Genomic DNA, 3,711 nt, shown 5'->3' with positions numbered 1-3,711 from the left:
ACGCGCGACGGGGGCGGACGCAGCCGGGGTCGGCGCGGCGGCCGGAGCCTGAGCGGTCTCGATGGGCGCGGTCGGCGTCACGGGCGTCTCGGCGGCGGTCATTGCGGCAGGCGCAGTCTGCATGGCGGGCGTCGTAGCCTCCGTGGCCGGGGGCGGCGCGGCCTGTTCGCCGCCGCCCATCACCATGGCGACGCCGCTGCCCAGCAGCACTACAGCGCCGATGGGCGCCAGGATCATCCAGGTCTTCACGGACTTTCTGGACTTGGTCGGGCGGGCGTAACGCGGAACGAAGGCGTCTTCGGTGCGGATTTCGGTCTTGGTGTCAGCGTAGGTCATCGACATGGTTCTTGTTCTCCATAACGTCGGTCAACCAACCCGCCGTCTTGCGCCGTCGTTCCGCCAACGGCGCAAAAGCCCCGAAGAAACACCCTTTTCGCCTGGAATGCGGCGCTGACCGCGCCATTTGCAGCCACGTCCTTAAGGAATGCGGCAATAAAAAGCACCCGCCGGCTCTGGATTTCCCCGGCGTCAACAGAACAAATGGGTCACGGCTGTCGCCAATCCTCGAGACCCGCCGGCTATGGCGCTCGGCGTGGTTGACCCGACGGCCCGCCTTCGTCCATCACCGGCGGGGTGGAACACGCATTGACCGGAGATACGGCGCGCATGGGTCTTGTAGCCAATATCCGTCGGGATGTCCGGTTCGCGCGCGGGCTGTTCCGCCTGCTCAAACGCATCAAGCCTATCCAGCTGGATAGCGACGTCCTGCTGTGCGACGACTTCGAGGAAGCGGTCGACAAATACCCGGACAACATCGCCATCGACGATGGTCAGCGCACCCTGACCTATCGCGATCTGGACGCCATGGCCAACCGCTTCGGCCACTGGGCCAAGAACCGGGGTCTGCGCCGCAGCGACACCATCGCCCTGATGATGACCAACCGGATCGAGTATCTGGCGGCCTGGATCGGCTTCTCCAAGGTCGGCATCGCCACGGCCCTGATCAACACCAATCTGAACGGGCAGGGCCTGGCCCACTGTCTGGCCATCTCCAACGCCTTCAACGTGGTCGCCGACGAGGATTGCTGGCGCCAGATCGAGGAGGCGCGGCCTCTGGTCGATCACAACCTGGCGCTCTGGGTCCTGGGTTTGACCGAGGACATGGAGACCAGCGACCGGCGGGGGCTGGACAAGCCGGTGCGCGGCGCCTCTTCGGTGCGGCCGTCCAAGACGGCGCGCGAGGGCATGACCAACCGCGACACGGCGCTCTACATCTACACCTCCGGGACGACCGGCCTGCCCAAGGCCGCGCGCATCCCCCATTCGCGCGCCCGCACCTATATGCGCGCCTTCGCCGGGGCCACGCGCTCGACGCCCGAGGACCGGATCTTCAACGTCCTGCCGCTGTATCACTCGACCGGGGGTCTGGTCGGGGTGGGGGCGGCCCTGCTGAACGGGGCGCGGCTGGTCATCCGCAAGAAGTTTTCGGCCACCAGCTTCTGGCCCGACGTGCGGTCGTCGGGGGCGACCATGTTCGTCTATATCGGCGAACTGTGCCGTTACCTGGTCAACTGCCCGCCGCATGAGGACGAGACCCGGCACAAGCTGCGCCTGGCCTTCGGCAACGGCCTGCGCGCCGATGTCTGGCCCGACTTCCAGAAGCGGTTCCGCATCCCGGAAATCCTGGAATTCTACGGCTCGACCGAAGGCAATGTCTCCCTGTTCAACTTCGACGGCAAACAGGGCGCCATCGGGCGGGTGCCCCGCTATCTGAAGTCCCAGATCAATATTCGTCTGGTCGAGTTCGACGTGGACACCGAACAGCCGATCCGGGGTTCAGACGGCCTGTGCCGTCTGGCGCGCGTGGGCGAGGTGGGCGAGGCCATCGGCCTGATCGGCAACGACATCCGCCACGACTTCTCGGGCTATGCCGACAAGGCCGCCTCGCAGAAGAAGATCCTGACCGACGTGTTCAAGAAGGGCGACCGCTGGTTCCGCACCGGCGACCTGATGAAACAGGATGCGGAAGGCTATTTCTACTTCGTGGACCGGATGGGCGACACCTTCCGCTGGAAGGGCGAGAACGTCTCGACCTCCGAGGTCGAACAGGTGCTGATGGATGCGCCGGGCGTCGCCGAGGCCATCGTCTATGGCGTGCCGGTGCCGGGCCAGGACGGCAAGGCGGGCATGGCGGCCCTGGTGGTCGAGGGCAAGTTCGACGCACAGGCCTTCTCGGACCATGTCGAGGCCAAGCTGCCGGCCTACGCCCAGCCCGTCTTCCTGCGTCTGATCAAATCGGCCGAGACGACCGGCACATTCAAATATCGCAAGGCCGATCTGGTCGCCGACGGTTTCGATTCCGACAGGACCGGCCCCTCGCTCTATGTTCGGGGCGGCAAGACCGGCTACCAAAAGCTGACGGTTGCGGCGCGCAAGGCGATCCTGGCCGGCGAACAGCGTCTCTGAGGTCCTCTCCCGAACGCCGGACGCCGTTCGCGAAACGCCGTCTTAATGATTAATGGGGATGATCCCGGCCTCTCGCCTCAGGATCGTCCTTCCCCATGTTCCAGATCATCGGCATCGTGCTGCTGTTCGGCCTCGTCTTCGGCAGCTACGCGATTTCGGGCGGCAAGTTCGAAGTCATCATGCACGCCGCCCCGCACGAGCTGATGGCCATCGGCGGCGCCGGGATCGCCGCCTTCCTGATCTCCAACTCACTGCCGGTGATCAAGAGTTCGATGGGCGGGCTGGGCAAGACCTTCGCCGGGCCCAAGTGGAAGAAGCAGGATTACAAGGACCTGCTGTCCCTGCTGTTCCAACTGACCAAGACGATGAAGTCCAAGGGCGTGGTGGCGCTGGAAAGCCACATCGAAAAACCCAAGGAATCCGCGATCTTCCAGAAATACCCCAAGGTGCTGAAGGACCATTTCGCCGTCGACTTCATCTGCGACACCCTGCGGATGATGACGATGAACTTGGAGGATCCGCACCAGGTCGAGGACGCGATGGAAAAACAGCTGGAAAAGCACCATCACGAGCATCTGGAAGCCGCTCACGCGCTTCAGAACCTGGCCGACGGCCTGCCGGCGCTGGGCATCGTCGCGGCCGTTCTGGGGGTCATCAAGACCATGGGCTCGATCACCGAGCCGCCCGAGGTGCTGGGCGGCATGATCGGCGGCGCCCTGGTCGGCACCTTCATGGGGGTGTTCCTGGCCTATGGCCTGGTCGGTCCCTTCGCCGCGCGGCTGAAAGCGATCATTGATGAAGAGGCCGCCTACTATAAGATCATCCAGTCTGTGCTGGTGGCCCACCTGCACGGCAACGCCGCCCAGATTTCGGTCGAGATCGGCCGGGGCGACATCCCCTCCACCGCCCAGCCCTCGTTCGGCGAGATGGAAGAGGCGTTGAACAACATCACCGCCGACTGAGCCGGATCGCCGCAGCGCCGATCCCGACTTGCCCCCTCTGGCGGCGCGGCCCTATCGTCGGGGGTCAGAGGCGCGCCGCCTCGCGAACCGTTCGGAGATCTTCCATGCGTATGCCCGCCCTCATCGCCGTAGCGGCCGCCCTGTTGGCCGTCGCCGCCTGCGGCTCGTCCAACGAGAAGAAGGCCGAGGCGCCCGCCAGCGACGCGGTCGAAGCCGCCGGCAGCGCCGAAGAGGCGGCCGTGACCGTCGATCAGGCCGCGCGCGACGCCGAAGCCGCCGCCAA

The 3,711-nt window shown here is 65.4% G+C and carries 2 protein-coding genes and 1 pseudogene; 2 read left to right on the top strand and 1 reads right to left on the bottom strand.

Going from position 1 to position 3,711, the window contains the following annotated elements:
* Positions 1-336 (bottom strand): annotated as a pseudogene (locus RTU05_RS17355) (hypothetical protein); the annotation flags it as partial.
* A 330-nt stretch (positions 337-666) separates the two neighbouring features.
* Here RTU05_RS17355 and RTU05_RS17350 point away from each other — a divergent pair.
* Complete coding sequence (locus RTU05_RS17350; protein ID WP_312599559.1) at positions 667-2,466, top strand: long-chain-acyl-CoA synthetase; 1,800 nt, start codon at positions 667-669, stop codon at positions 2,464-2,466.
* 95 nt (positions 2,467-2,561) lie between these two features.
* The gene (gene motA / locus RTU05_RS17345) at positions 2,562-3,428 is read left to right on the top strand and encodes a flagellar motor stator protein MotA (RefSeq protein ID WP_312599558.1); all 867 of its coding nucleotides are present in this window, start codon (positions 2,562-2,564) and stop codon (positions 3,426-3,428) included.
* The last annotated feature ends 283 nt before the right edge of the window (positions 3,429-3,711 follow it).

The sequence above is a fragment of the Brevundimonas sp. genome (genome assembly GCF_032017145.1).
Lineage (GTDB): Bacteria > Pseudomonadota > Alphaproteobacteria > Caulobacterales > Caulobacteraceae > Brevundimonas.
This window is presented reverse-complemented; position numbering and strand designations above follow the sequence as displayed.